The 26,850-nt window shown below is 68.5% G+C and carries 24 protein-coding genes; 12 read left to right on the top strand and 12 right to left on the bottom strand.

Features of this window, described 5'->3' with window-relative positions; all coding sequences use genetic code 11:
- Window positions 1-7: 7 nt before the first annotated feature.
- The 6 genes from NJQ99_RS11480 to NJQ99_RS11505 all read left to right on the top strand — a co-directional run bounded on the left by NJQ99_RS11480 (window position 8) and on the right by NJQ99_RS11505 (window position 5,508).
- The gene (locus NJQ99_RS11480) at window positions 8-1,228 is read left to right on the top strand and encodes a CaiB/BaiF CoA transferase family protein (RefSeq protein ID WP_269332970.1); all 1,221 of its coding nucleotides are present in this window, start codon (window positions 8-10) and stop codon (window positions 1,226-1,228) included.
- A 19-nt stretch (window positions 1,229-1,247) separates the two neighbouring features.
- On the top strand, window positions 1,248-1,757 hold the full coding sequence (locus NJQ99_RS11485; protein WP_269332971.1) for a TRAP transporter small permease: 510 nt from the start codon (window positions 1,248-1,250) through the stop codon (window positions 1,755-1,757).
- Window positions 1,758-1,782: 25 nt separating this feature from the next.
- On the top strand, window positions 1,783-2,808 hold the full coding sequence (locus tag NJQ99_RS11490) for a TRAP transporter substrate-binding protein (RefSeq protein ID WP_269332972.1): 1,026 nt from the start codon (window positions 1,783-1,785) through the stop codon (window positions 2,806-2,808).
- A 65-nt stretch (window positions 2,809-2,873) separates the two neighbouring features.
- Window positions 2,874-4,160, top strand: coding sequence for a TRAP transporter large permease (locus NJQ99_RS11495; protein ID WP_269332973.1), 1,287 nt, complete (start codon window positions 2,874-2,876; stop codon window positions 4,158-4,160).
- Window positions 4,161-4,188: 28 nt separating this feature from the next.
- Window positions 4,189-5,085, top strand: coding sequence for an NAD(P)-dependent oxidoreductase (locus NJQ99_RS11500; protein WP_269332974.1), 897 nt, complete (start codon window positions 4,189-4,191; stop codon window positions 5,083-5,085).
- Window positions 5,086-5,127: 42 nt separating this feature from the next.
- Window positions 5,128-5,508, top strand: coding sequence for a carboxymuconolactone decarboxylase family protein (locus tag NJQ99_RS11505; protein ID WP_269332975.1), 381 nt, complete (start codon window positions 5,128-5,130; stop codon window positions 5,506-5,508).
- Window positions 5,509-5,513: 5 nt separating this feature from the next.
- On the opposite strand, the gene NJQ99_RS11510 is transcribed toward NJQ99_RS11505, so the two are convergent.
- Both NJQ99_RS11510 and NJQ99_RS11515 read right to left on the bottom strand, forming a co-directional pair.
- Window positions 5,514-5,942, bottom strand: coding sequence for a PaaI family thioesterase (locus NJQ99_RS11510; protein ID WP_269332976.1), 429 nt, complete (start codon window positions 5,940-5,942; stop codon window positions 5,514-5,516).
- Window positions 5,943-5,985: 43 nt separating this feature from the next.
- A complete protein-coding gene (locus NJQ99_RS11515) occupies window positions 5,986-7,434 on the bottom strand; it encodes a TrkH family potassium uptake protein (RefSeq protein ID WP_269332977.1) in 1,449 nt (482 codons plus the stop codon).
- Between the two features lie 212 nt (window positions 7,435-7,646).
- On the opposite strand from NJQ99_RS11515, the gene NJQ99_RS11520 reads away from it, so the two are divergent.
- Window positions 7,647-8,900, top strand: a complete 1,254-nt coding sequence (locus NJQ99_RS11520; protein ID WP_269332978.1) for an aconitase/3-isopropylmalate dehydratase large subunit family protein — start codon at window positions 7,647-7,649, stop codon at window positions 8,898-8,900.
- A 10-nt stretch (window positions 8,901-8,910) separates the two neighbouring features.
- The gene (locus NJQ99_RS11525; protein WP_269332979.1) at window positions 8,911-9,423 is read left to right on the top strand and encodes a LeuD/DmdB family oxidoreductase small subunit; all 513 of its coding nucleotides are present in this window, start codon (window positions 8,911-8,913) and stop codon (window positions 9,421-9,423) included.
- 13 nt (window positions 9,424-9,436) lie between these two features.
- On the opposite strand, the gene NJQ99_RS11530 is transcribed toward NJQ99_RS11525, so the two are convergent.
- Entirely contained in the window at window positions 9,437-11,404 is a 1,968-nt protein-coding gene (locus NJQ99_RS11530; protein WP_269332980.1) for an AMP-binding protein, read from the bottom strand.
- A 46-nt stretch (window positions 11,405-11,450) separates the two neighbouring features.
- Window positions 11,451-12,671 (bottom strand): acetyl-CoA C-acetyltransferase, encoded by a 1,221-nt coding sequence (locus tag NJQ99_RS11535; RefSeq protein WP_269333225.1) that lies wholly within the window; start codon window positions 12,669-12,671, stop codon window positions 11,451-11,453.
- A gap of 296 nt (window positions 12,672-12,967) precedes the next feature.
- Between NJQ99_RS11535 and NJQ99_RS11540 the strand changes: the two genes are divergently transcribed.
- A complete protein-coding gene (locus NJQ99_RS11540) occupies window positions 12,968-14,527 on the top strand; it encodes an acyl-CoA synthetase (protein WP_269332981.1) in 1,560 nt (519 codons plus the stop codon).
- A 29-nt stretch (window positions 14,528-14,556) separates the two neighbouring features.
- Window positions 14,557-15,693 (top strand): FAS1-like dehydratase domain-containing protein, encoded by a 1,137-nt coding sequence (locus tag NJQ99_RS11545; protein ID WP_269332982.1) that lies wholly within the window; start codon window positions 14,557-14,559, stop codon window positions 15,691-15,693.
- 57 nt (window positions 15,694-15,750) lie between these two features.
- Here the strand turns inward: NJQ99_RS11545 and NJQ99_RS11550 are convergent, their stop codons facing one another.
- Complete coding sequence (locus NJQ99_RS11550) at window positions 15,751-16,536, bottom strand: IclR family transcriptional regulator (RefSeq protein ID WP_269332983.1); 786 nt, start codon at window positions 16,534-16,536, stop codon at window positions 15,751-15,753.
- 146 nt (window positions 16,537-16,682) lie between these two features.
- Window positions 16,683-17,771 (bottom strand): SDR family oxidoreductase, encoded by a 1,089-nt coding sequence (locus NJQ99_RS11555; protein WP_269332984.1) that lies wholly within the window; start codon window positions 17,769-17,771, stop codon window positions 16,683-16,685.
- Between the two features lie 266 nt (window positions 17,772-18,037).
- On the opposite strand from NJQ99_RS11555, the gene NJQ99_RS11560 reads away from it, so the two are divergent.
- Together NJQ99_RS11560 and NJQ99_RS11565 are read left to right on the top strand one after the other, a co-directional pair.
- Window positions 18,038-19,132, top strand: a complete 1,095-nt coding sequence (locus NJQ99_RS11560; RefSeq protein WP_269332985.1) for a transglutaminase-like domain-containing protein — start codon at window positions 18,038-18,040, stop codon at window positions 19,130-19,132.
- A 95-nt stretch (window positions 19,133-19,227) separates the two neighbouring features.
- Complete coding sequence (locus tag NJQ99_RS11565; protein WP_269332986.1) at window positions 19,228-20,628, top strand: NAD(P)-dependent malic enzyme; 1,401 nt, start codon at window positions 19,228-19,230, stop codon at window positions 20,626-20,628.
- Window positions 20,629-20,677: 49 nt separating this feature from the next.
- Here the strand turns inward: NJQ99_RS11565 and NJQ99_RS11570 are convergent, their stop codons facing one another.
- The 6 genes from NJQ99_RS11570 to NJQ99_RS11595 are packed head-to-tail and all read right to left on the bottom strand — an operon-like array spanning window position 20,678 to window position 26,801.
- On the bottom strand, window positions 20,678-21,607 hold the full coding sequence (locus NJQ99_RS11570) for a BKACE family enzyme (RefSeq protein ID WP_269332987.1): 930 nt from the start codon (window positions 21,605-21,607) through the stop codon (window positions 20,678-20,680).
- Window positions 21,608-21,619: 12 nt separating this feature from the next.
- Window positions 21,620-22,990, bottom strand: a complete 1,371-nt coding sequence (locus NJQ99_RS11575; protein ID WP_269332988.1) for an aminotransferase family protein — start codon at window positions 22,988-22,990, stop codon at window positions 21,620-21,622.
- A gap of 48 nt (window positions 22,991-23,038) precedes the next feature.
- A complete protein-coding gene (locus NJQ99_RS11580; protein WP_269332989.1) occupies window positions 23,039-24,676 on the bottom strand; it encodes a N,N-dimethylformamidase beta subunit family domain-containing protein in 1,638 nt (545 codons plus the stop codon).
- 13 nt (window positions 24,677-24,689) lie between these two features.
- A complete protein-coding gene (locus tag NJQ99_RS11585; protein ID WP_269333226.1) occupies window positions 24,690-25,445 on the bottom strand; it encodes an amino acid ABC transporter ATP-binding protein in 756 nt (251 codons plus the stop codon).
- Window positions 25,446-25,482: 37 nt separating this feature from the next.
- On the bottom strand, window positions 25,483-26,142 hold the full coding sequence (locus NJQ99_RS11590) for an amino acid ABC transporter permease (RefSeq protein WP_269332990.1): 660 nt from the start codon (window positions 26,140-26,142) through the stop codon (window positions 25,483-25,485).
- An 11-nt stretch (window positions 26,143-26,153) separates the two neighbouring features.
- A complete protein-coding gene (locus NJQ99_RS11595; protein ID WP_269332991.1) occupies window positions 26,154-26,801 on the bottom strand; it encodes an amino acid ABC transporter permease in 648 nt (215 codons plus the stop codon).
- Window positions 26,802-26,850: the final 49 nt, after the last annotated feature.

A 26,850-nucleotide genomic window follows, 5' to 3' on the forward strand; every position in this document is an offset into this window, starting at 1 on the left:
GCAGGCCATGGCAGGACCTCTCTCCGGCGTGCGCGTGCTCGATTTCACGGCGATCATTCTCGGGCCGCTGGCGTCGCAGATCCTCGGCGACATGGGCGCCGACGTCTGGAAGGTGGAGCCGCCGGAAGGCGACATGCTGCGCAATGTCGGCCCCTCTCGCACGCCGCACATGGGGCCGCTGTTCCTGCACCTGAACCGGAACAAGCGCAGCATCGCGCTGGATCTGCGGTCAGAGGCGGCACGGCCCGTGCTCGCGCGCCTGATCGGCGAAGCCGACGTGCTGATGCACAACATGCGGCCCAAGGCGCTCGCGAAACTCGGGCTCTCCTACGAGGATGTCTGCCGGATCAATCCGCGGATCATCCATTGCGGCGCCTTCGGGTTCGGCCAGACCGGCCCCTATGCGGACCGGCCGGCCTACGATGACCTGATCCAGGGCGCGGTCGGCCTGCCCGGGCTGCAGGCGCCGCCGGGGGGCGAGCCGCGCTACGTGGCGACCGCGATCGTCGACCGCTCGGTCGGCCTCGCCATGGCCTCGGCGATCGGCATGGCGCTCTATGCGCGGGAAAAGACCGGCAAGGGGCAGGCCATCGAGGTGCCCATGTTCGAGAACATGGTGCAGTTCGTCTGGTCCGATCATCTCTATGGCAAGACGTTCGATCCGCCGCTCGGGCCTGCGGGCTACCCGCGGATGCTCGACGCCGAGCGCCGCCCATACCGGACGTCCGACGGCTATATCAGCGTCATCGTCTACACCGACCGGCACTGGCAGCGGTTCTTCGAGCGCATCGGCCGGACCGACCTTGCGCAGGATCCGCGCTACACGACGATCAAGGGCCGGGTGGAGAACATCAGCTGGCTCTACGGTTTCCTGGCCGAGACATTTGCGGCCCGGACCTCGGCGGAATGGCTGGAGCTGCTGGCGGACGTGGACATTCCGGCGGCGCCGCTGCTGACCGCGGACACGTTGCTCTCCGACCCGCACCTGACCGCGACGGGGTTCATCCAGACGGTCGAGCACCCGTCGGAGGGGCGGCTGAGGACCTTCGGCATCCCGTCCTCCTGGAGTGCGACGGTGCCCGAGGTCGCACGCCAGGCCCCCCGGCTCGGCGAACACACCGTAGAGCTTTGCGAACAGCTTGGGGTACCGCACAATCAGATCGATGCGCTGGTCGCATCCGGCGCCGCCATCGACGGACGCGCGGTATCCGCGACGCCGCCTTCGTGAAGGAGGCAAGGGAGGTTCCGTGAACAACTCAGCACTTCATCGAGGTCTGGCCGTCGTCGAGGACGCGCTGCACGCGCTGGGATGCACGGCACTGGGTGCGGTGCTGCTGCTCATCACGGTGGATGCACTCCTGCGCTTCGTGGCGAACGAGACGATCGAGTTCCAGTTCGAGTTCACGGAGATGTACCTGATGCCCGCGATGGCGGCGCTGTCGCTCGCGCGGGTGCAGCGTGTGCGCGGGCATCTCGCGATCGAGTTCGTGTCGCTGTCCTGGCTTGGCCCGTTCGGCGCGGTGCTTGCCCGGCTGAACCACGCGCTGCCGGCCTTGTTCTTCGCGCTGCTGACCTGGCAGTCGGGGAAGTATGCCTGGGCGGCCTGGGTGCGCGACGACATCTTCATGGGAACGATCGACTGGCCGATGTACGCCGCGTACCTGAGTATTCCTGTCGGCACGGGGGTTCTGACGATCCGTCTGATCGTGGACACCCTGTCCGGAGATCGGGAACAAGAACAACAACAAGCACACTGATCACAAGTCATTGGGAGGACCTGCAATGAAGTTCAGGAACTTGAAGACGGTCGCCGCGCTGGCGGCCCTGCTGTTCGGGGCCGTGTCCGGCTCTGCCTTTGCGCAGCAGATCGAACTGAAGGTCGGCGACTGGCAGTCGCTGCAACACATCCAGTCCACGGCGGGCACGCAGTGGTTCATGAAGGAAGTGGAGAAGCGCACCAACGGCAAGGTGAAGTTCGTCCACTTCCCGGCGGAGCAGGCGGCGAAGGCCCGCGGGCTGCTCGATGCGGCGGCCAGCGGCGTCGTGGACATCGCACTCACCGGCAGCCTTTATTCCCCGGACCGGCTTCCGCTCAACTCGGTCATCGGCCTTCCGGGACTCGGCAACTCGGCGGTGGCCGCAACCAAGCCCCTGAACGACATGGTCAGGAACGGTCTGCTGCGCGACGAGTTCATCAGTGCCGGCGTGGTGCCGCTCTATGCCTACGCGCTGACGCCCTACCAGATCCTGCTGCGTGAAAAGGCGGTTGCAAACGTCTCCGACTGGGACGGCCTGAAGATCCGCACGGGCGGCTCGACCCAGGCGCTGACGGCGCGGTCGATGGGGGCGACGGGCATTAGCCTTCCGGGGCCGGAAGTCTACACCGCCGTCGAGCGCGGCACCGTGGACGGCGTCCTGTTCCCGATCCCGTCGGTTGCACCCTACAACCTGCAGGAGGTGGTCAAGTTCATCTCCACGAACGGCTCCTTCGGCAACTTCGGTTGTAACCTCGTGATCAACCAGGCGACCTTCGACGCGCTCCCCGCGGACGTGAAGGAGGTGATGCTCGAGGTCGGCACCGAGGCGGCGCTGAACGTCGCCAAGGCGCAGGACGACCTGAGCGCGGGCCTTCTGAAGGAGTGGGCCGCCCAGGGGATCACCCTGATCGAGTTCACGCCGGAGCAGCTGAAGGCCTATGAGGACACGCTGGCGCCGGTCAGCGACGAGTGGGTCGAGCGCATCGGCAAGAACAACCCCAACGCCAAGGCGGTCTACGAGGCGTTCCTGAAGGGCGTCGCCGCTCAATAATCCACCATAACAGCCGGCGCATCCTCCGCGGTGCGCCGGCTTCTTCCTGCCGGGAGGGGTAAGCGTTGACACTCGTTCTTGTCACGCTCGTGCTTTTTGCGCTTCTGCTCGGGCGGATGCCCGTGGCCTTCGCCATGGCGATCGCCGGCCTGATCGGGCTGACCGAGCAGATGGGATGGACCGTCGCCATCTCGATCCTCGAACGGCTCGTGTTCGAATCGACTTCCGCCTTCATTCTGGTCGCCATTCCCCTGTTCATCCTGATGGCGGAACTGTTGACCGCGGGCGACATCACGCGGCGGACGGTCATCGCCTGTCAGGCGTGGATCGGCCACCTGAAGGGCGGCCTTGCATTCGCGACGGTGGGTGCCGCGGTTCTGCTTGCAGCCCTCGTCGGCTCCAGCACCGCGTCGAGCGCGACGATGGCCACCTCCGCCTATCCGGAGATGAAGAAGTTCAAGTACGACGACCGGCTCTCCACCGCGGTCGTCAGCGTGGGCGGCACGCTCGCCATCCTCATTCCGCCGAGCATCGTGCTGATCTTCTACGGCGTGCTGACCGAGACCTCGATCGGCAACCTCTTCCTCGCGGGCGTCCTGCCGGGCCTGCTCACCGCAGCCGGGTTCGTCGTGACGATCATGATCCGCGCGCGGCGGCAAGGCATGGCCCCGCCCGCAGAAGCCTTCGAGATGCGTCGGGCGCTGCGGTCCTCGGTCAGCATCTGGCCGGTGATGCTGCTGATCTTCGGCATGATGGGGGCGATCTACTCGGGCATCGCGTCTCCGACCGAGGCCGCGGCACTGGGCGCGAGCGGCGCGCTGATCCTGGCGCTGACCCAGCGCGAGATGAACCGCAGCAAGCTGTTCGAGGCGTTCAGCCGGTCGGTGCAGACCACGGTGATGATCGTGACGATCATCTACTGCTCGCACGTCTTCTCCGGTTATCTCGTGTTCACGCGGGTCACGCCCGATGTGATCGAGATGGTGCAGCAGTCGGGCCTGCCGCCCTCGCTGATCCTGTTCGTCGTGCTGGTACTGATCCTGTTTCTCGGGTTCTTCCTCGACCAGATCGCCATCATGGGCCTGACGCTGCCGCTGGTGTTCCCGCTGATGATGGCGCTGGGCTACGATCCGCTCTGGTTCGGGATCGTGATCACCAAGACGGTGGAGATCGGGCTTCTGACGCCGCCGCTCGGGCTCAACGTCTACGTGACGGCCAGCCGGACCGGGGTGGCGCTGAACACGGTGTTCCGGGGTGTCATGCCCTTCCTGCTGGCCGAGCTTGTCGTCCTGGCGCTCCTGGTCTTCTTCCCCGACATCACCCTTTGGCTGCCGGAGCAGGTCGGCTTCTAGGCCGCCCGCTGCGCTGGAGAATGCGCCCATGCAGGTTGGATACATCGGACTGGGCAACATGGGCGGCGCGCTGGCGGAGCGGCTGCAGCTGAGCACTCCGCTGCACGTCCACGACCGCAGCCAGGCCGCGATGGACCGGCTCGCGGCTGCGGGCGCAACCCCTTGCGCCACCGCGCGCGAGGTGGCGGAGCGCTGCGACCTCGTTCTCACCTGCCTGCAGACCTCCGCCCAGGTGCGCGAGGTGGTCTTCGGTGCAGGCGGGCTTGCCGAGGGCCTCAAACCCGGCACGATCGTTGTCGATCAGACCACCGGGGACCCCTTCGAAACCCGGAAGCTCCAGGCCGAGGTGGACGCCCTCGGCGCGCACTTCATGGACGCGCCGGTCAGCGGCGGCCCGCCCGGCGCCGCGGCCGGGACCATCGCCATCATGGCGGGGGCGCCCGCGGACCTTTATGCGCGGGTCGAGCCGGTGCTGCGCGCGATCAGCTGCAACGTCTATCACACGGGCGACGTCGGCAGCGGGCACGTGATGAAGCTTGCGAACAACCTCCTGTCCGCGGCCCAGCGACTGCTCAGCCACGAGATCATGTGCCTTGCCGTCGGGAACGGGGTCGCCCCCGCGACGGCGGTCGAGGTGATGCGCAAGGGGTCGGGGCGCAACTACACGCTCGACAACACTTATCCGCGCCACATCCTGACCGGGGAGCTGTTCCAGGGGTTCACGCTCGCGCTGATGCACAAGGATGTGTCGCTCGCCACCGAGATGGCGCGGCAGTCCGGCGTGCCTCTGTTCTTCGGCGCGCAGGTCCGCGAGCATTACCAGGCCGCGATCAACCAGCTTGGCGCCGAGGCCGATGTCAACGAGGCCGTGCGCCTGTTCGAGCGCGCGGCACAGGTGATGCTGCGCCCGCAGGAGAACGGCTGACGCGCCCGCAGGGGCGCCCCAAGACGCGAGGGAGGGGAGAGCATGGACAAGCGCGAAGCCGGACGGCAGGTGATGCGCGAGGTTCTTGGCGAGGGTTATCTCGAACGCCGGGATGCCTCGACCAATTCGTTCAACGCGCCGCTTCGGCGGTTTTCCGAGGAATCTTGCTTCGGCGAGTCATGGTCCCGCCCGGGCCTTGCGCGGCCGGTGCGCAGCCTCCTGTGCCTCGTGATGCTGACCGCGCTCGGCCGCACGGCGGAGTTCCGCATCCACGTCGGCGCGGCGCTCAACAATGGCTGCACGCCGGAGGAGATCCAGGAGGCGATCTACCAGGCCGCGGTCTATTGCGGCCTGCCCGCGGCGGTCGAGAGCTTCCGGATCGCGGAGGAGGTTCTGCGCGAGCGCGGCATCGAGATCGCCTGAGTCTGTCAGCCCGCGGCGGGACCGCCGGTCCTGATGAGCTTCATGATGATGGAGGCGTCGGCGACGAGCCGCCCGTCGATCGCGATCCGCGATTCCAGGAACAGCAGCGACCCCGACCGCTGCCGCAGCGTGGCGTCGGCCACGAGGAAGTCGCCGGCGCGGGCGGGCACCATGAAGCGCGTGTCCTGTTGCACGGTGACCGCCGTCTGCCGGTCCAGCTGGTGATAGGCCACCAGCGTGGCGGTGTGGTCGAGCAGCGCCATGAGCGTGCCGCCGTGAACGAGCCCCAGGGGGTTCGCGTGGCGGCTGTCGGACTGCACGCCATAGATCCAGCCCGTGCCCTCGCGCTTGGCCAGGAGGGGGCCCAGGCTCTCCCACAGGCCTGCAACCTTCATGGCGCGCCAGCCTTCGGGGAGCGGTCGGTCGTCGGTCATCGCGGTCTCATCCGGCTTTGGTTTCTCGATGTCGTGCGGCCCGCTAGCGCCGCCAGCTTTCCGGCGTCAGCAGGACGAGAACGGTAACGATCTCCAGCCGTCCGAGCAGCATGCCCAGCGACAGCGCCCACTTGGCGGCGTCGGGAAGGTCCGCGAAATTGCCTGCCGGGCCGATCTCCGACCCGATGCCGGGTCCGACATTGGCCACCGCCGTCAGCGCGCCGGAAACCGCCGTGTCGAAGTCGAGCCCGATGAACGACAGAACGAGCGCCAGCCCGGCGATGGTCAGCGCATAGAGCATGGCGAAGCCTGCCACCGATTCGCGCACGTCGGATTCTACCTTGCGCCCGCCATAGCGCGCGGGAAACACGCCGTGCGGCGTCAGCGTGCTGCGCAGGGACTGGACGAGCATGGCGAAGGCGATCTGCAGCCGGTAGGTCTTGAAGCCGCCGCTGGTCGATCCCGCGCAGCCGCCCAGGAAGGTCAGCATGAAGAAACTTCCGACCGCCGCGCTGCCCCAGAGCGTGTAGTCCTCGGTCGCGAACCCGGTCGTCGTGATGACGGAGGCCGTGTTCACCGCAACCGCCGTCAGCGCCGAGAACCAGTCCTCCGTGCCCGACGCGATGCGCCACAGCGTCAGCGCCAGCCAGACGGCCGCGATGAGGCCCAGGAAGCCCTGCACCTGCGTGTCCCGCAGAAGCGCGAGGCTGTCGCGGCGCGCGGTCACGATGTAGATGCCGAACGGAAGCGCGCCCAGCAGCATGAACAGCGTGGCCGTCCAGTAGATCGCGGGGCTGCCGAAATAGCCGAGGGAGGCGTCGTGCGTCGAGTATCCGCCGGTCGAGACCGTCGTCATGGCGTGGTTGATCGCGTCGAAGCCGCTCATCCCGAACACGAAGTAGAGCAGGCTGCAGGCGAGGGTGAGCACGACATAGATCCCGCCGATCCAGGCGGCGAGCTGGCCCGGGCGCGGCAGCACCTTCTCGGACGAGCGGTCGGAACTTTCCAGCCGGAACAGCTGCATGCCGCCAACGCGCAGGAAGGGCAGCATGACGATGCCCATGACGATGATGCCGACACCCCCGATCCACTGCAGCATCGACCGCCAGACGAGCAGCCCCGGCGGCAGCGTGTCGAGACCCGACAGGACGGTCGAGCCCGTCGTGGTGAGGCCGGAAATCGCCTCGAAGAAGGAATCGGCAAACCCGATCCGCAATTCGGCGAACAGGAAGGGCAGCGCGCCGAACATGCTCGCGGTGAGCCACGAGACGACCGTCAGGATGAAGCCCTGCCGCAGCGACATGCTGGATGACGATCCGCGCGACGCGAGCACGAGCGTGCCGGCTGCGAACAGCGTGAACAGAGCCGACAGGGCGAAGGAATGCCAATCCGGGTGGCCCCACGCGAGATCGACGAGGGCGGGCACGATCATCGCAAGTCCGAGGATGCCGAGCATGTAGCCGATGGCAAGCGTGACGATGCCGAACGTCATCCGGTCTTTCCGCGTTCCGGGACGCTGGCCCCCTTGCCGCGCCGCGCGATCCCGAAAGGGATAACGCGCATTGGCGGCGCCGGCCACTCCTGTTTGCCCGGGACTTTGGTGCATGACCGGGTTGCGTCCCCTTGCGCCCGGGGAATTACCGCTCAGAATGGCGGGCAAGGAACGAGAACGCCAGACCGGGCGTCCGAGGGGAGGAGTGGGCCATGGGCATGACCATGATCGAGAAGATCCTGGCGCGCGCGGCGGGGTTGCCGGCCGTTGCGCCCGGCGACGTCGTGACCGTGGGCGTCGAGACCGCCGTCGTCATCGACCAGAACTTCATGCACAACCGCATGCGCGAACCCAAGCGGGTCTGGGATCCCGACAAGGTCGTCATCATGCTCGATCACATCGCGCCCGCCGACACGCCGATGCGCGCCAACATCCACAAGGCGGCCCGGAAGTTCGCGGAGAAGCAGGGCATCACCCAGTTCCACGACGTGAACGGCGGCCTCGGCATCTGCCACCAGCTCGTGGCCGATTACGGCTATGCGCTTCCCGGCAGCGTGCTCGCCTGCGTCGACTCGCACACCTGCAGCGCGGGTGCCTTCAACTGCGCCGCGCGTGGCATCGGGCACCCGGAAATGGCCTATGTGCTCGCGACCGGGCGGACGTGGTTTCCGGTGGTCGAGACGGTGCGCTACGAGTTCGTCTCCGAACTGCCGCGCGTCCTCAACGGCAAGGATGTCATCCTGCACATCGCCAACACCTATGGCGACCACGCCATGCAGAACGTGGAGTTCGTGGGGCCGGGCGTCGCGGCCATGAGCATGAACACCCGGCGCACCATCGCCACCATGTGCGCGGAGATCAGCACCGAGTTCGCGGTGTTCGAGGCGGACGAGCGGTGCATCGAGCATGTCCGCAGCCGCAGCCCCGATGCCGCGTTCGAGCCGCAGGCCGCCGACGCGGACGCGGTCTATGCCGATGTCCGCACGGTCGACCTCGGCGCCCTGGAGCCGCTCGTTGCCTTTCCCGACACGGTCGTGCGCAACTCCCGCCCCGTCAGCGAGGCCGCGAACGTCCGGATCGACCAGGCGTTCATCGGGTCCTGCGCCAATGGCACGCTCGACGATTTTGAGGCGGCGGCCACTGTCCTCAAGGGCCGGAAGATCGCGCGCGGCACGCGCCTCATCGTGACACCGGGCTCGCAGGCCGTCCTGCTCGAGGCGACGCGCCGCGGCTATGTCGAGACGCTGCTGGAGGCCGGCGCGGTCGTGACGAACTCCACGTGCGGCGCGTGCTGCGGCTACTCCAACGGCGTGCTGGGCGCGGGCGAGGTCTGCATCACGGCGAGCACGCGGAACTTCAAGGGCCGCATGGGAAGCCCGGAGGCGTCGATCTATCTCGCCTCCCCGGCCACCGTCGCGGCCAGCGCCGTGCGCGGCTTCATCGCCGATCCGCGCGACATGATGTGACGAGGCAGACATGACGATCCGGGGAAAGACGTGGAAGTTCGGCGATCACATCAACACGGACCTGATCCTGCCCGGTCCGGTGATGCTGATGCCCTATGACGAGCAGCCGCGGCACGTGTTCGCGGCAAACCGGCCGGGCTGGGTGGACGAGGTGGGCGCGGGCGACGTGCTGATCGCAGGCCGCAACTTCGGCACGGGCTCCGGCCGGCCGGCGGCGCGGTCGCTGAAAGTGCTGGGGCTTTCCTGCCTCGTCGCGGAATCGATCAACGGTCTCTTCTTCCGCAACTGCGTGAACTACGGCTTCCCCGCGATGGAATGTCCCGGCGTGTCGGAGGCGTTCGAGGAAGGCGACGGGGCCGAGGTCGATTTCGCCGCCTTCACCGTGCGCAACGCCCGCACCGGACAGACGCTGCAGGGCCGGCGGTTTCCCGAGATGCTGCTGAAGATCATCGAGGCGGGCGGCATCTACCCGCTGATGGAAGCCCAGGGCCTGCTGGCGGAACCGAACCCCGAAACCGCCTGAGCGCGGATCGGGTTCAGTCGGCTCCGGCCCCAAGGCCCAGCCGCTTCGCCGTTGCCGCAAGGCCGTCGAGCGCCTCCGGATTCACGAGGGAGGAGGTGTCGCCCAGCGGCTTGCCGAGGAACACGGCCTTCACGAGGCGGCGCATGACCTTCATGTTCCGCGTCTTCGGAAGGTCCGCGACGAAGGCCACGAACGCGGGCCTGTAGGGATGGCCGAGGCCGTCCACCACCGCCTGCGACAGCCGCGCTGCGGTGTCGTCGTCGGCGGCGGCGCCCTCGCGCAGGACGACGACGCAGCCGACCGCCTCACCCTTGATCGCGTCGGGCATGCCGATGGCGGCGGCCTCCAGCACGGTGCCGGTCGCGTTCAGCAAGGCCTCGATCTCGGCAGGCCCGGTGCGCTTGCCCGCGATCTTCAGCGTGTCGTCCGAGCGGCCCAGCACGTACCAGAACCCCTCCGCGTCGCGGATCGCCCAGTCTCCCTGCCGCCAGACGCCGGGAATGTCGCGCCAGTAGCTGTCCAGATAGCGCTCCTCGTCGTGCCACAGGCTGCGGGTCAGGCCGACGGAGGGCTTGCGCAGGACAAGTTCGCCGAGCGTGCCGGGCGGCACGGGCCTGCCCTCCATGTCGACGATGTCGGCGCCCATGCCGGGAATGGGGCCGGAGAAGGCGCACGGCTTCATCGCGCGGATGACGGAGCCCGAAAGGATGCCGCCGCCGATCTCGGTCCCGCCGGTGTAGTTGATGATCGGTCCCTTGCGCTCGAGCACATTGTCGAAGGTCCACCACCACGCGTCGGGTGTCCATGCCTCGCCCGTGGAGACGCAGAGCCTGAGCGAGGAGATGTCGTGGCCGCCGGTCCCCCCGCCGTGCATGAAGCCGCGGATCGTCGTCGGCGCGAGGCCGAGGATCGTGGCGCGGTTCTGGGCGATCAGCCGCCACATGCGGGTGGCGTCGGGATAGTTGGGCGCGCCGTCCGCCAGCACGAAGGAAGCCCCGATCTGGGTCACGCCGAACGCGAGCAGTGGCCCGACGAGCCACCCCATGTCGGAGAACCAGACGACCGTGTCCTCGGCCCGCATGTCCATCATCAGGCCCATGTCGAGCGAGAGCTTGGCCGCGAAACCGGCGTGCGTGTGCACCGTGCCCTTGGGGCTACCGCTCGTGCCCGAGGTGTACATGAGCAGCGCAGGGGCGTGCGAGGGCAGTTCCGCGGTCGGGAAATCCTCGGGCTGCTCCGCGCACAAGGTCCGCCAGTCCACGTCCCGGTCCTGGCCGATAGCGGCCCCATCGCCGGTGACGAGGCAGACGACATGCCGCACGCCCGGTACCTGCTGGACGGCGGCGTCGATCACCTCCTTCATGGGCGCGGTCCGGCCCCGGCGCGTGGCCGTGTCCACGGTCAGGACGGCGGCGGCGCCGGCGGCCTTCAGGCGGGTGACGACCGCCTCGGCCCCGAAGCCGGAAAAGAGCGGCATCGCAACCGCCCCGATCTTCGCGATGGCGAGGAGGCCGGCGATGGCCTCGTTGACGTTGGGCATGTAGACGGCGACCACCTCGCCCTGCCTCACCCCGAGGGCGGAGAGCCCCGCGGCGAGGCGGGAGGCTTCCCGCGAAAGGTCCTCATAGGTCCAGACGCGCGCCTCGCCTGCCTCCGACTCGCCCAGGATCGCGGGCGACGTCCACACGGGCGTCCCCCGGTGCCGGTCCAGCGAGTTCGCCACGATGTTCGTGGTGCCGCCCACGAACCAGTCGGCGAATTCGATCCCGCGGGAGGTATCGAGCACCTTGTCGTAGGGCCGCATGAAGGAGATGCGCCCGGCGATCGCGGCCCACCACCATTCGGGATCGGCGTCGGCGCGCGCGACCAGTGCGTCGAAATCCGCGATCGCGTGCGCAGCCATGAAGCGGCCGAGATTGCTGGCGGCCGCCGCCTCCGGCGACGGCCTCCACACGATCTCCTGATTGACCAGGTCGCTCATGGGCCACTCCTGTCCGCGGGGGCGTGTAAAGCGCCGCTGAAGCCGTCTATCGGGCCGGGGCGGCCTCGAACACGGCGGCAAGGCCCTGTCCGCCGCCGATGCACATGGTCTCGAGCCCCAGCTTCGCATCGCGCCGGCGCATCTCGTGCAGCATCGTCGCCAGGATCCGCCCGCCCGTCGCGCCGACCGGATGGCCGAGCGAGATGCCCGAGCCGTTCACGTTCATGCGGTCGAAATCACCCTCGCCGAACTTCCATTCGCGGGTGCAGGCGAGCACCTGGGCCGCGAACGCCTCGTTCAGCTCGATCAGGTCGATGTCCTTGAGCGCGAGGCCCGCACGCTCCAGCGCGCGCGCTGTCGCAGGCACCGGGCCGATCCCCATGCGATTGGGTTGCACGCCCGCCACCGCCCAGGATTTCAGACGTCCGAAGGGACGCAGGCCATACTTCTCCACCATCTCCGCCGTGGCCACGATGCAGGCCGAGGCGCCGTCGTTCTGCCCGCTGGCATTGCCCGCGGTGACCGTCGCCTCCGGGTCCGCCTTGATGCGGACGGGCGTGAGGCCCGCAAGCTGTTCCACCGTCGTGCCGGGGCGGGGATGTTCGTCCTTCGTCACGGTGACGCTGCCCTTCCGGCCCTTCACCTCGACGGGGATGATCTCGTCGTCAAAGAGGCCGCCCTCCTGCGCGGCGACCGCGCGGCGCTGGGATTCCGCGGCGAAGCGGTCCTGTTCCTCGCGCGGGATGGAATAGTCGCGGCGCAGGTTCTCCGCCGTTTCCAGCATGCCGCCGGGCACGGGATAGTTCTCGCCGCCCGCCGTCAGGCGACCGCGCACGAGGGAGTCGTGGTAGAGCTGGCCCGAACCGCCCGCGAAGCCCCAGCGCCCCTCGGTCGTGAAGAAGGGCGCCCGGCTCATGGATTCCGCGCCGCCCGCGATCACGACGTCGCTCGCGCCCGTCGCCACCTGCATCGAGGCATAGATGATCGCTTGCAGGCCGGAGCCGCAGCGCCGGTCGAGTTGAAGCCCCCCGGTCTCGATGGGAAGCCCTGCGTCGAGGGCCGCCACGCGGCCGAGCGCTGGCGCATCCATCGTCGAATAGCACTGCGCGAACAGCACGTCCTCGACCGCCTCGCCCGGCAGGCCCGACTTCTCCATGAGGCCGCGCAGCACCGTGGCCGCGAGGTGCTGGACGGGCACGTCCTTGAACACGCCGCCGAAGCGGCCGACGGGCGTGCGCACGGGTTCGCAGATCCAGGCGTCTCTCACGTCCATTGCTGTCTCTCTCCCTGATGTGTCCGCGGCGCTTCGTGCGCCGTGCGTGTTCGTTGAGGCGTCTCGCCGCCCGTGGTCAGGCTAGCATGCCATTTTGTCCTGACAATCTGCGGTTTCGACAGACAAGACATGACGGGGCACGGTGCGCCTCGATGCGTACAAATTGTTGTATATAGACAATAAAATAAGCGCATTGACAATGAATTGGTGAAGTTCGTATCGTTGGGCCAAGGCAGCTCCGGGGCACATTAGGGGCATGAGGGAACGTACGGGAAAGGCAGGCACGCACCATGGCGCGCTTGACGGATTTCACGTCCTACGCGGACGCGCAGGCACATTTTTCGAAGCAGGCGCTCTGGGCGCTGTTCGACGGCGATCGCAACCGGTTCAACATCGCGCACGAGTGCATCGACCGGCATGTGGACGGGGACGCGGTCGCGCTGCGCATCGCGCATGCCGACGGGCGCGACGAGATCCTGAGCTTTGCGGAGCTCGCGCGCCGCTCCTCGCAGCTTGCCCATCATCTCGTCGCGATGGGGGTGGAGAAGGGTGACCGGGTGGCGGTCATGCTGGAACCCTCGCTGCCGTTCTATTGCGCACTGTTCGGCGTGATGAAGGCCGGGGCGGTGGCGGTGCCCATGTTCACGCTGTTCGGTCCCGACGGCATCCGCCTGCGGGTCGAGGACTGCACGCCGAAGGTCTTTCTCACCAACGCCGAGAAGGCGGAGGAAGCGCGCGAGGGCGGGGCGCAGAACGTGATCGTGCTCGACGAGGCGTTCCTCGACGGGCTGTCGGGCCGGCCGGAGACGTTCGACTGGGATACCGCCGGCGACGACCTTGCGGTGCTGCAATACACCTCCGGAACGACGCGCCTGCTGCCCGCTGCGGTGAGGCATACCCACCGCTCGCTCGTGACGCTGATGGTTGCCGCGCTCTATGCCACGGGCGTGCGGCCGGGCGACCGCTTCTTCTGTCCCTCGTCGCCCGCCTGGGGGCACGGGCTGTGGCACGGCACGCTGGCGCCGCTGGCGCTCGGCGTCTCGACCGGGACGTTTTCCGGGCGGTTCGACGCGGTGCGGCTTCTGAAGGCCCTGCAAGACTTCCGCATCACCAATCTCTCGGCGGCGGCGACGCACTACCGCATGATGCGCAATTCCGGCGCGGCGGAACGGTTCACCTACGCCATCGAGAAGCTGAGCTTCACCGGCGAGCCCATCGACACCGAAACCGCGCAATATGTCGAGCGGCTGTTCGGCACCAAGGTCTGCTCGATGTACGGCACGACCGAGATCGGCGTCATCATCGCGAATTACCCGGGCGCGCCGGATCTCGAGGTGCGCGAGGGCGCGCTCGGCAAGGCGGTGCCAGGCGTCGAGGTCGAGGTGCACCGCGCCGACGGCAGCCGCGCCGCACCGGGCGAGATCGGCGAACTGATGGTGCGCAAGCGCGACGGCTGGTTCCCGACCAAGGATCTGGGTCGGATCGACGAGGACGGCTTCTTCTACCACGCGGGCCGGGCCGACGACGTGATCATCTCGGCCGGCTGGACCATGAGCGCGGTGGAGATCGAGGACGCGGTCCTCCGCCACGCGGATGTGGCCGAATGTGCCGCCATCGGCGTTCCGGACGAAACCCGCGGCCAGGTGGTCAAGGCATTCGTCGTGCTGAAGGGCAAGCCGCGCGAGGGGCTGGCGGAAGAGATCCAGGACCTCGTTCGCAACAAGCTGAGCCGCCACGAATATCCCCGCCAGGTGGAATTCGTCGCGTCCCTGCCGAAGACGCCGGCAGGAAAGGTCAACCGCAAGGTCCTGCGCGACCGTGCGCGTGAAAAGATGCAAGGCGCGGCCTGAACGGGTCCGGCGCGCGAGAGGAGGAAGCAATGAACGAGATGACGAAGCGGTTTCCCAAGATCACGCCGGAGGCGCTCGACGCGCTGCGGGAGCGGATCGGCGTGAAGATCGAGAGCACCGTGGAGCCCTGGTGCTACGAGGCGACCCGCGACAACATCCGGCATTACGCCCATGGCATCGGAGACGACAACCCGCTGTGGTGCGACCCGTCCTACGCGAAGGGCACGAAGTTCGGAGACGTGATCGCGCTGCCGAGCTTCCTGTTCGCCACCTCGCGCATCATCAGCGGCTATGTCGGCGGCCTGCCGGGCGTCCATGCCATGTGGTCGGGGTCCGACTGGCACTGGAAGAAGCCCGTCGCGCGCAACACGGAAGTTGCGACGGAGGCCTACCTCAAGGACCTGGTCGAGCACGACACCCGCTTTGCAGGCCGCGCGATCCAGCAGATCTACCATGTCGATTTCTACGACGCGAAGACCGGCGACATGCTGGCCGAGGCAGAAAGCTGGTGCTTCCGCACCGACCGCGACAACGCGCGGGAGAAAGGCACGAAGTACACCGAGGTGAAGGCGCGCGAGCCGCGCGTCTACACGCAGGAGGAACTCGACGCCTACAACGAGCATTATGCGAACGAGACCGTCCGCGGTGCGGAGACCCGCTACTGGGACGACGTGCGTGAGGGCGAGGACCTGCCCACCATGCTCAAGGGCCCGATGACGGTCACCGGCTTCATTGCCTATGCGCAAGGCTGGGGCGGCCTCTACATCCGCGCCAACAAGCTCGCCTGGCAGCTTCAGCAGAAGCACCCCTCGGCGGGCATCAAGAACCGTTTCGGCATTCCCGACTGCCCGGAGCGGGTGCACTGGGAGGAGGAGTTCGCCCTGATGGTCGGCGCGCCCGGCGCCTATGACTACGGGCCGGAGCGGGCCTCGTGGCTGACCCACCACGTCACCAACTGGATGGGCGACGACGGCTTCCTGAAGCGCGCCAAGTGCCAGGTGCGCCGGCACAATCCGGAAGGCGACATCATCCTGATCGACGGCCAGGTGACGCGGAAGTTCGTCGAGGACGGCCGCCACCTCGTCGAGATCTCGCAGCGGGCCGTGCAGCAGGACGGCGAACTGTCGGCGATCGGTTCCGCCATCGTGGAACTGCCGAAGCGCTGAGGCCGGAAAGGACGGGCGGGCGCCCGGCGCGCCCGTCTGTCATGTCCGCCGGGGTACCTATCCGCCCGGCTTGCCCATCAGCATGGGTGCAACCTCGTCGCGCACCGCCAGCATCTCGCGAGCGAGCGCCGGGACGCCGATCGTCGCCACCCGCTCGGAAATGCCGATCACGACCATGCCGTGATTCATGCGGTTGCGGTCGTCGAAGAAGGGCACCGCGACGACCGTGACCCCGGAGATATAGTTGCCACGGTCGACGGCATAGCCCTGCTCGCGGGCTTGCCGCACCTCCTCCCGCCACGTCGCGAACTCCGGCGGGTTGTCCCAGTTGAGCGCCGCGAATCCCTTCCGCAGCATAGCCTCGTCCGGCGTGTTGAAGGCCGCAAAGCAGCGGCCCGTCGCACTGATGAGGGCGGGAAAGCGGCTGCCGAGGTCGACCTGGAGGCGGAAGGGCAGCGGCACCTGCGAGAGCGCGACCACGACCATCGACGTCGGCTCCACCAGCTTCACCGCGATGGCGGTCAGGCCGAAGGACTTGGCGAGATCGTCGAGCTTCGGCTGGATCAGCGACGCAAAGGGGTTCTTCTCGATGGCGCTGCGCGCGATGGACAGGATCCCGACGTCGATGAAATAGCGCTTGGAAACGGGATCGAACGCGACGAGCCCCTCGTCCTTCAGCACGCGCAGGATATGCAGGCAGGTGCTGGGCACCAGCCCGAGATCGCGCGCGATCTGCTGTACGCCGAGCGGCTCGTCGGAGCCGCCGAGCCGGCGCAGGATGGCGATGGCACGGGTGACGGCGGGAACGGCGCGCTTTCGTTGCGCTGGGGCGGGCTTGTCCAACTGTCCAGGGGTCTCTCAGGTAACGCGGAACGGGTCGTCGCGCGGCCGGTGCAGCCGGGACGCTCTCAGGCTACACGGAAGGGACTGGGGCTGTCATGTCCGATGCGCAGGCAGGAACCGGGGCAACGTCCGGGCCGGGTTGCGCGTCAGGACGGCAGGATGTTGCGCGTCTGAAGGATGCGCAGCAGCTCGAGGAACATCTCCTCGCTGTCGAGGCAGTCGTGAAAGCCGTGCTGGCGGATCTTGATCGTGCTCATGTGGTGCGGGTTCGGGCGCTGGCCGTAACCGAACAGGAAGTCCGCGAAGCGCCAGTCCGGCACGAGGTCGGAGAGCTTCGTCGGCTTGAGACCGTGCCGCGCGACCAGCCGGTCCCAGCAGGCCGCGTTCTCCGGCATGATGCGGGCGAGCGACATGGGCTGCGGAGCCGCATGCTCCATGCCGAACAGCGCCGCCACACGTGGCCACAGGTTCTGCCAGATGAACACGTCGCCATTGGCGATGTTGTAGATCTGGTTGGCGGCGTTGGGCGAGGCGGCCGCCCACTCCATCCCGCGCGCGATCAGGCGGGCGTCGGTCGCTTCCGCCACCCGCTCCGGCCCGCCGGGGAAGCGCAGGGGCAGGCCCTGTTCCTTCGAGATCGCGGCATAGGCGCCGATCGCCGCGACGATGTTCAGCGGGCTTCCCAGCGCCGCGCCGCACACGATCTGCGGGCGGAAGATCGTCCAGGTCCAGTCCTTGTTCTGTTGCCGTGCGGCCAGCCAGTCCATCTGGTCGTAGTAGAAATTCGGCCCCATCGAGCGGGGGTCGGTTTCCCGCGCCGGCATCTTGAACGGACCGAGGTGCCCGCCATAGGCCTTCGTCCCCTGCATCAGCGCGATGTGGCGCAGGTTCGGGGCGGCGCGCTCCACCACCTCCACGACGTTCTGCAGCATGGCGAGGTTGATCTCGACATGGTCCTGCTCCGACCAGCCGCGGGTCACGTCCGGCTTCTCGTAGACCGCGCAATAGGCGATGTGCGTGACCTGCGACAGGTCGCCCAGCGCCGCCTCGCAGGCGGCCCGGTCGCGCAGGTCGACCGCACGCCACTCCGCGCGGGTCGGCGCATCCGGCTGGCGGCGGGACAGGCCGATGACGTCCCAGCCTTCCAATCCTTCGAAGTGTTCGAGGACGCTGCGGCCGACGACGCCGAGGGCGCCCACGACGAGAAGCGTGTTCTTCGGCGGGGAAGGGGTCATGGGCGCTGCTCCAGATCGCTCGGGGGATGTGGCCGGACGAACACAACCCTGTTCCGGATACGTGAGGCTAGGCGAGGGGCGTGCGCTTCTCAATCCGCTTCGGCGCCCGCCGGCCGCGGGACGGGTATGCGCGCGCGCCTCCGACGGGCCGCGCGGACTTGCAATGGTGGGGCAGGTTGGGCAAGAGACAGGTGAGGGGAAAAGGGGGCAAGCGGCCGCGCCGCCAGGTCCCTTTCCGGTATGTCATACGTCGAAGGATCGCTCCCATGGACCGCCGTTCATTCCTCAAGGCTACTGCCCTGACTGCCGCCAGCCTCGGCCTGCCGGCGGTTGCGCACGCCGCCCGCCGGCCGTTTTCGCCGGACCCGGCCAATGGCTGGCGCGTGTTCGAACTGACGAGCCGGGTCGCCCCGGCCGCCGAAGGCGGCACGCAGGTCTGGGTGCCCCTGCCGTCGGTGCACGAGGACGCCTGGACGCGCCCGATGGGCAATCTGTGGCATGGCAATGCGGTGCAGGTGGAGGAGGTGCGGGATCCGGTCTATGGCGCGCGCATGCTCGCCGCGCGCTGGGAGGCGGGGGAACCCGCCCCGGTGCTGGAGGTCGTCAGCCGCTTCGCCACGCGCGACCGCGCCGTCGATTTCAGCCGTCCGGGCGATGTCGCCCCGCTCGACCCGGCCGAACGGGCGCTGTTCACCAAGGGAACGGAGATGATCCCCGTCGACGGGATCGTCCGCGACACGGCGCTCGAGATCACGCGCGGTGCGGCGGGCGACCTCGAGAAGGCGCGGGCGATCTACGACTGGATCGTCGACAACACCGAACGCAACCCGAAGACTCGCGGCTGCGGCCTGGGCGACATCCGCTTCATGCTGGAGAGCGGCGACCTGACGGGAAAATGCGCAGATCTCAACGCGCTCTACGTCGGCCTGGCGCGCGCCGCGGGACTGCCCGCGCGCGATGTCTACGGCCTGCGCGTGGCGAACTCGCGCTTCGGCTACCGCAGCCTCGGCAAGGCCGGCGACGTCACCAAGGGGCAGCATTGCCGGGCCGAGGTGTGGCTCACGGGCTTCGGCTGGGTGCCCGTGGACCCCGCCGACGTGCGCAAGGTGGTGCTGGAGGAGGCGCCGGGCCTCACCCTGCAGGACGATATCGTGGCCGCTGCGCGCGAGACGCTGTTCGGCGCGTGGGAGATGAACTGGCTCGCCTACAATTTCGCGCATGACGTGGTTCTGCCGGGATCGCGCGGCGTCAAGGTTCCCTTCCTGATGTATCCGCAGGGCGAAACGGTAGAGGGACCGCTCGACAGCCTCGACCCGGGCGCGTTCTCCTACACGCTGACGTCGCGCGAGCTCACGGTCTGAGGCACGCCGCCCGGCGCGCAGTTCCCTTGCAGCCGGCCAGGTTTCGGCTGACCATGGGCCGGCAGTGAACGCTACGCGGCACGTGGGGGAAACGCATGAGCCAGCGTCAGGTACGGCCGGGCGGCAAGGCGGCGGAGGCCGCGTCCGCGGATCACGGGCCCCGTACGCCCGATGCCCATGCCATTGCGGCGCACGGGCTGTGCCGGGGCAAGGTCCAGATGGTGCCGAAGTGCCCGACCGACAGGTTCGAGCACCTGGCGCTCTGGTACACGCCCGGCGTTGCCGCCGCGTGCCGCGAGATCGTCCGGGATCCCGCGCGGGCCGACGCGCTGACCAACCGCGCCAACACGATCGCCATCGTGTCGGACGGCAGCCGCATCCTGGGGCTCGGCGACATCGGGCCGGCGGCGGGACTGCCGGTGATGGAGGGCAAGGCGCTCCTCTTCAAGGTCTTCGGCGGGGTGGATGCCGTGCCCCTCTGCATCGGTGTGCACGAGACGGAGGAGATCGTGGCCTTCGTGAAGGCGCTCGCCCCCTCGTTCGCGGCGGTGAACCTGGAGGACATCGCTGCGCCGAAGTGCTTCCGCGTGCTCGATGCGCTGCGGCGCGATCTGCCGATCCCCGTCTGGCACGACGATCAGCAGGGCACGGCGACGGTGGTGCTGGCGGGATTGCGCAACGCCCTTGCCGTCGTGGGCAAGCGCCTGGACCGGGTGCGCATCGCGCTGATCGGGATCGGCGCGGCCAACATGGCCGTCTACCGCGTGCTGAAGGCAGAAGGCGCAGACCCCGCGCGCATCGTCGCCTGCGACAGCCGCGGTATCCTGCACCGTGGACGCCGCGACGTCGAGACGGCGGGGGCAGACCTGGCCGAGAAGTGGGAGGTGTGCCGCGACACCAATCCCGAGGGACGCACGGGCGGCATCGGGGAAGCATTGCACGGTGCCGATGTCTGCATTGCCTTCTCGCAGCCCGGACCGGATACCGTTGCGCCGGAGGCGGTTGCCCGAATGGCGCCTGGCGCGATCGTGTTCGCGTGCGCAAATCCGGTGCCGGAGATCGATCCCGCCGCGGCGAAGGCAGCCGGTGCACGGATCGTCGCGACGGGGCGCAGCGACTATCCGAACCAGGTCAACAACTCCCTCGCGTTTCCGGGTATCTTTCGCGGCGTCCTCGATGCCGGTGCCCGCCGGATCACCGACGGCATGATCCGCGCTGCGGCCGATGCCATGGCCGCAGCCGCCCGCGACAAGGGGGTGCGGGAGGATGCGATCCTTCCGCGTGCCGACGACATGGACGTCATCGCACGGATCGCGGCCGCGACCGCCTGCGCCGCGCAGGAGGAGGGGGTGGCAACCCTGCCGGTGACGCGGGAAGGCGTGCGCGAGGGTGCGCTGGCGCGGATCGGGCAGGCGCGCGCGGCGGCCCGGGCACTGTCCGACGCCGGGGTGATCCCGACCGGGGCCGAGGTCGCGGCCCTCTCCCGCTCTCCCTGACTGCGCGAGGCGGCCCGGGCACTGTCCGACGCCGGGGACCGACGCGGCCCTAGAACGCCACCCGGTCGCCGCCCTTGAGGCCGATGAGGCTGCGCGCCTCGTCGGGCGTGGCGATCTCGTGGCCCAGTTCCTCGACGATGCGGCGGATCTTGGCGACCTGTTCGGCGTTGCTGCGGGCCAGTTCGCCGCGCCTGATCGTCAGGCTGTCCTCCAGCCCCACGCGGACGTTTCCGCCCATCACGACGCCCATGGTGCCGAGCCCCATCTGCCTGCCGCCCGCCGCGAGCACCGAGAAGTGGTAGTCGCCGCCGAGCAGCCGGTCGGCGGTCGCCTTCATGTGCACGAGCTGCTCCGGCGCGGCGTCGATGCCGCCCAGCACGCCCATGACGAACTGCAGGAACAGCGGCCCCTTCAGCAGGCCCTGCCGGCGGTACCAGGCAAGCGTCTGGATGTGGCCGGTGTCGTAGCACTCGAACTCGAAGCGCGTGCCGCAGCCCTCGCCCAGCGCCGCCAGGATGTGCTCGATGTCGGCGAAGGTGTTCTTGAACACGACGTCGCGCGTCGCCTCCAGGAACCCCGGCTCCCAGTCGTGCGTCCATTCGGCGTAGGCGTCTTTCATGGGGAAGATGCCGAAGTTCATCGAGCCCATGTTGAGCGAGCACATCTCCGGCTCCGCGCGCATCGCCGGGGCCAGGCGTTGCGCCAGCGTCATCTGCGACGATCCGCCGGTCGAGATGTTGAGCACCGCGTCCGTCGCCTGCTTGATCCGCGGCAGGAAGGCCATGAAGACGTCCGGGTCCGCGCTCGGCTTGCCCGTCTTCGGCTCGCGGGCGTGCAGGTGCAGGATCGCCGCTCCGGCCTCCGCCGCGGCGATCGACTGTTCGGCGATCTCGTCGGGCGTGACCGGCAGGTGGGGGCTCATGGTCGGCGTGTGGATCGAGCCCGTGACCGCGCAGGTGATGACGACCTTGTTCTTCATCGGGCGTTCCTTTCAGCCGCGCGGCAGGCCAAGCTCGGCGGCGAGCGCGTCGAGGCTCGCCACCAGGCGCTCCATGATCTCTCCGATCTGCGGCTCGGTGACGATCAGCGGCGGGCAGACGAGGATGTGGTCGCCCTCGATCCCGCCGCGCGTGCGCCGCGAGTAGACGACGAGGCCGCGGGCGTAGGCATGCTCGACGAGGCGGGCATGCGCGTTCCATTCCCTGGGCAGGGGCGTCATGGTCTCCCGGTCGGCGACCATCTCGAAGGCCAGCAGCAAGCCCTTGCCGCGCACGTCGCCGACGAAGGGATAGCGGTCCATCAGCGCCGTCATCTCCGCCTTCAGCAACGCGCCCATGCGCCCGGCATTGCCGGTCAGGTCCTGGTCGAGGATTTCGCGGATCACGGCGAGGCCCGCGGCGCAGGCGAGCGGGTTTCCGGCATAGGTGTAGCCGTGCATGAAGCCGCCCGCGTCCAGCACCGGCTCGACCAGCCGCCGGGCGGCCACCATCGCGCCCAAGGGGGCGTAGCCCGCCGCGAAGCCCTTGGAGAGGGCGACGATGTCGGGCCGGATGCCCCAATGCTCTGCGGCGAGGAAGCGGCCCGTGCGGCCCGCGCCGGTCATCACCTCGTCGTAGATCAGCAGGATGCCGAATTCGTCGCAGATCTCGCGGATGCGGGCGTAATAGCTGTCGGGCGCGACCAGCGCGCCGGTCGAGGCGCCGCCCACCGGCTCCATGATGAAGGCGAGCACGCTGTCGGGCCCCTGCGCCAGGATTTCCTCGCGCAGCATCTCGGCATAGCGCAGGCCGCGTTCGGCGTCGGTGTAGTTGTCGCGGTCGAGATAGCAGGTCGGCGCCGGGATCTTCGGCATGGCCGTGAACATGGGCGCGAACGGCTCAGACAGCGGGGCGTAGCCCGTGACGGCCAGCGCGCCAAGCGTCGAGCCATGGTAGGAGGGGTGGCGCGCGATCACCTTCCAGCGGCTGTCCTGTCCCGTGGCGACCGCCCATTGCCGGGCGAGCTTGAGGCAGCTTTCCACCGCCTCCGACCCGCCGGAGACGAAGAACACGCGGTCGAGCCCCTCGGGCATGAGCGAGGCCGTGAGGTTGGCGAGCCGCTCGGCCGGCTCGTTGGCGAAATGCAGCCGGTAGCCGAAGGTCGCGCGGTCCATCTGCGCGCGCATGGCGGCGAGCACGCGCGGGTTCGAGTGCCCGATGTTCGCGACCATCGCCCCGCTCGACCCGTCGATCCAGCGGTTGCCTTCGCGGTCCCAGATGTAGATGCCCTCGGCCCGGTCGAGCGTCGGGCGCTGCAGCCGCGACTGGTAGAACAGGTTGGACGGGCCGGACGGAAACACGGTGGCGGCGGGTGAGGTCTGCATGGTCCTTGTGTCTTTCGAATGTGTGGGCAGGTCTGAGGGCGGCCCCGGTCAGCCGCCCAGGTAGCGGTCGAGAACATTGGCGGTGACCCGCTCGACCATCGGATCGCGGCGTTTCAGGCCCGCCACCCATTCGCAGCTTCCGGCGTGGAACACCTCGCCCGCGCCCTTTGCGAAATTCACGATCATCCCGCAGCCGCGCTTGATCTTCCCGATGCTTGCGGGGCTCGTGTCGCCGATCAGCGTTTCGGCGACGAAGCGGGCGTCGGCGTCGGTCAGGAACTGGTCGTAGGCGGGGATGTCGGCGTTTTCCTCCACGAGGGAGGAGACGCCGAGCGCGAGCACCTCCATCCCCTCCGGCACGCCCTCGGTCGGCAGCACCTCGGGCACGCCGTTGCGGATGACGTATTCCGCGCCGTCGACCTCGTAGCCGAAGACATGGGAGTCCGCGCCCAGGATGTCGCCGTAGTAGAGCCCGGTGCCCTTGAAGGCCCAATGCTCCGGCCGGTAGACGGGGAAGCCGCGGACCCCGCGCGGCGCGCATCCGCCCCAGCCGATGTAGAGGCCGCGCGTGGCGTTGAGGCCGAAGGTTGCCGCACCCGGCCGCCCGACCTCCGGCGCCTCCCAGGAGGTCGTGGTGCGCGTCGTGTCGGTGCTGCGGTAGACGGGGTCCTCGGCGCGCGCGCGGTACTTGTAGCAAACCTGCCGGCGGCCCTCGTCGGCGAGCCGCGTCTGCCACATGAAATTGCCCGCGAAGCGCGCCGCGCGCCCGCCGCCCTCGACGAAGGCGTCGATGGCGTCGCGCATCTCCCAGGTCCAGTATTCGTCATGGCCGGTGAAGACGGCACAGGCGTAGCCGTCGAGCACGCCGGGCCGGAAATGCAGGTCGTGCTGGGCGACGAGGTCGACCGCATATCCCGCCCGCTCGGCCCAGCGGAAGAAGTGGCTGTCGTAGCTCGCCCATCCGGCGGACGCGTATTTCTTGCTGTAGCCGTTGGCGAACGCCCACTCCATGTGCGGATAGCGGGGCGAGGCGCCGGGCGGCACGCTCACCTCCAGCGGCACGCGGGGCGCGTCCTCCGGCAGCACGGTGAAGCCGCGCGCCCACGGCCGTTCCAGGCTGACGACGGGGGCGTATTGCTGCCCGTCCGCGCCGGTGATGCCCTGGTAGTGGTTCGAGCCGCCCCAGGTGTTGTAGGCGGTCCACGTCCCCGTCGCCGCGACCTGCAGCAGGCGGCCTGCGCGCGGCGCGCCCGCCGGGGGCCGCACCACGAACAGGTGATGGCTGACGATGGGCTGGCCGTCCCCGCCCTCGGTGCGCAAGGTCACGCGATAGGCGCCCGACGGCCAGCCGGCTTCCACCTCGAACGCGAAGGCCGGGCTCCAGCCGCAGCCGGTGACGGAGCAGTCGGCGGGCGTGTCCTGCCAGCGCCCCTCGATCCCGGTGCGTGTCAGGACCGTGCGCAGGTCCGCCCCGTCGCGCGCGACCTCCAGGTCGAAGCGCGGCGCCGTCGTGCTGACGAACAGCGTGACGATCTCGCCGGGCGCATAGGTTATGCGGTCGCTGTAGGCCCAGATCTCCCCGCGCGGACCGTCCATGCCGGGATATTCGTAGTAATGGCCGGTCACGGCCTCGCGCCGCTGCTCAGGCGTCAGGCCGTAATCGGGAAAGGGTCCGGCATCGGTCATTTCCGTCGGCGCCTCACGCCCCGTTGCCGTTCAGGTACTTGCGCAGGAAGCCGCGCGTGCGCTCCTTTTCCGGCGCGGAGAAGATCTTCTGCGGCGGACCCTGCTCGACCACCACGCCCTCGTCCATGAACAGGATCTCGTCGGCGACCTCGCCCGCGAAGCGCATCTCGTGCGTGACGATCAGCATCGTCATGTGCTCCTTCGCGAGCTGCTTCATCACGAGGTTCACCTCGTCCACAAGCTCCGGGTCGAGGGCGGACGTCGCCTCGTCGAACAGCATGACCTTCGGCTGCATGGCAAGCGCGCGGGCGATCGCGACGCGCTGCTTCTGCCCGCCAGACAGGCGCGAGGGGTAATAGTCGATGTGGTCGATGAGGCCGACCTTGTTCAGAAGCTCCTCCGCCAGCGCGCGCGCCTCTGCCTTGCCGCTCTTCTTCAGCAGCATGGGCGCCATGGTGATGTTCTCCAGCACGGTCAGGTGCGGGAACAGGTTGAAGTGCTGGAACACCATGCCCATCTGCTGGCGCACCTGGTTGATGTGCTTCTCGAACTGGCGGTGCGGCAACGTCTTGTTGACCTGCACGCCGTCGAGCCAGACCTCTCCGGAATCGAGCGTCTCCAGGTGGTTGATCGCGCGCAGCAGGGTCGACTTGCCCGACCCGCTGGGCCCGATGATGCCCACGATCTGGCCGCGTTCGACCGACAGGTCGATGCCCTTCAGCACCTCGTGCGCGCCGAAGCTCTTGCGGGCCTGCCTGACCTCGACCATCGCCGTCATGGTGTCCTGTCCCGTATTTGCTGCGCCGTCAGCGCGACAGCGCCACGCGCTTCTCGATCCGGCCGAGAACCAGTTCCAGCGCGTAGTTGATGACGTAGTAGAGCGCCGCCGCGGTGATGTAGAACTCGAACGGGCGGAACGTCTCGCTGATCGCAAGCTGCGAGGCGTGCACCAGTTCCGTCACCCCGATCACCGAGACGAGCGCCGATTCCTTCAGCAGCGCGATCAGGTTGTTGCCGAGCGGCGGCGTCACGCTGCGGACCGCCTGCGGAATGACGATGCGCGTCATCGCCTGCCCGCCGCCGAGGCCGAGGCTGCGTGCCGCCTCGTACTGGCCGCGGTCGACCGCGACGATGCCCGCGCGGATCACGTCGGCGTTGTAGACCGCGAAATGCAGGCCAAGCCCGATCACGCCCGACCAGAACGCCGGGATGTCGATGCCGACCTGGTTCAGCCCGAAATAGATGAGGAACAGTTGCAGCAGCAACGGCGTCCCCATGAACGCCCAGGTGAAGACCCGGACCGCCCAGCGCAGCGGCAGCAGGCCGTAGAGCCGCGCGAGCGCCAGCCCGATACCGCCGAAGAAGCTCAGCGCCGCCGACAGGACGGTCAGCAGGACCGTCCACACCACGCCGATGGCGATGATGTCGGCGTATTCGGGGACGACGGTGAAATCGAGACCTTGCATGTCCGCCCCCTTCAGTCGAATGCGTAGCGGCGGTCCAGGCGCTCGATCACGGCGATCAGCGCATAGACGATGAGGATGTAGAAGGCGCCCGACAGCATCAGCATCTCGAAGGGCCGGTAGGTCGAGCCGATGAAGCGGTGCGCGGTGTAGGTCAGCTCCACGACCGAGATCGCGGAAACGAGCGCGGTGCCCTTGATCAGCGCGACCGAATTGACGCCCAGCGGGCGGATCATCAGGCGCGCGGCCTCCGGCAGCGTGACCTTGCGCAGGGTCTGGAAGCGGCTGAGGCCCAGGCTGCGCGCGGCCTCCACCTGCCCCTTGTCGACCGCGAGGATCGCGCCGCGGATGCTCTCGGTCATGTAGGCGCCGATGTTGACGCCGATGCCGATGACGCCGGCCTCGAACGGCTCCAGCCGGATACCCACCTGCGGGCCGCCGAAGTACCAGACGAACAGTTGAATGAGCGCGGGCGTGCCGCGAAAGACGCTGACATAGGCCGTGCCGATCCACCGCAAGGGGGCGAGCCGCGAGAGCTTCAGCGCTGCCCCCGCCGCCCCGCACGCGAGCGCCAGCAGAAGCGCCAGCACCGAGAGCTGCACCGTGACCCAGGCGGCCTGCGCGAAGAACGGCAGTACCTTGACGATCAGTTCGACATCCATCGCGGGCGGCCCTCGGGTAGGAAATGGCGGCCGAAGGAACGCCCGGCGG

This window comes from Futiania mangrovi, from assembly GCF_024158125.1.
GTDB classification, from domain to species: domain Bacteria; phylum Pseudomonadota; class Alphaproteobacteria; order Futianiales; family Futianiaceae; genus Futiania; species Futiania mangrovi.